General features: G+C 30.3%; 1 protein-coding gene. It reads right to left on the bottom strand.

The genetic code is table 11. The features are described 5' to 3' along the window. Nucleotides 1-534: 534 nt before the first annotated feature. Nucleotides 535-1,317, bottom strand: a 783-nt coding sequence (locus BKH42_RS08900; protein ID WP_143428610.1) for a site-specific integrase, incomplete at its 5' end; no start/stop codon positions are given.

Raw genomic sequence — 1,317 nt, 5'->3', positions numbered from 1 at the left:
CATATTAAAATTATTAATATTGATAGATTGATCAATTAAATTTTCACCTGCTGTTTTATTATCTGTCCCAATAGCTGAAAGTTTTTGACTCTTATCTGATAATGGCATTATTTGCACCAGCAGTAATATTATTATTCCCAGTTATGGAAATATCTTGATCCTTAATGCTAAGTTGATTATTGATTTTTGTTATTCTTTTGTTGGCTCGAAAAGCTAAGAAAAAACTGATTACACTACATATTCCTATTGTCAATGAAAACCAATCACTTGTTACTATTGTATGAACAATCCCTTCCATTATTATCAAACCTTAAAAATTAAATTTTCGGACTTTATCATAAAAAATTTTAATTGTAAATTAATTTTAATTTACTTTATTGAGATTATGAGCCTAATTTACTATTTAAATTGGCTTAGAAATTAAAAATCTGAAAAGATTTGAGCTTCTTTTTTTGCCTCAATATACCGTTTATATCCATCACGTATAACTAAACATATTTGTAAACCTGATCATTATTTTTCACATAAACAAATTCAAGATTTTTTCACCCTATCTAAAAAATCAGCCCACCATTGCAACAAAGGTCTTGCTTGTTCTGTATAATCTGCCTTATGAACATAAGCTTGAGTAACCTTATTGCCTATGCGATGATCTAAGATAGCTTCTTTGATTTCAAAAGAGGCATTGTGTTCATTTTGATAAGTATCAACAAGACTTCTGAAAGTTCCTCTAAAAGAATGAACTAACTGCTTTCTTCCTCTTGCTTCATCATTAAATCCCATCATTCTCAATGCTTTGCTTAGAGAGTCTCCTACCATTGGTTTTTTAGGATTTGCTGCAGAATGAAAAACCCATTCGCCCCAGCCAGTAAAAATTTTGACTTCATTTAAGATATTTATGGCCTGGGTTGATAATGGTAATTTAAAATCAGAGAAGTTTTTATTATGGTCTTTCATTTCACTGCGAGGTATGCCTAGAGTTTTATTATCCCAATCTATATAGCTCCATTTAAGTTTTGATAAATTGCCTGAACGTAAAGGCACTAAAGCAACAAATGCTAAAGCGGTCCTTATCATTAAAGAATGTGGATAAGCATCAATGCATCTTAAGAGTTCTCCTAATATCTTTTCATCTGTAATTTTAGGATAATGGTTATTAGAAACAGGAGAAAGTATATCAGAAATGACAATATCAGATAGAGGATTAGCTTTTAATAAACCTATATTAAAGGCATATCTCCAAAAGTCCCTAATAAGCCAAAATGCTCTTCTGGCTGAATCAGGACTGCTTGTTTTTTCAAATTTAATAACAATATC

The organism is Helicobacter sp. 13S00482-2, from assembly GCF_002272795.1.
In the GTDB taxonomy this organism is placed as follows: Bacteria; Campylobacterota; Campylobacteria; order Campylobacterales; family Helicobacteraceae; genus Helicobacter_J.
Note: the sequence above shows the minus strand (reverse complement) of the source record. Positions and strands in the feature narration are given on the sequence as shown.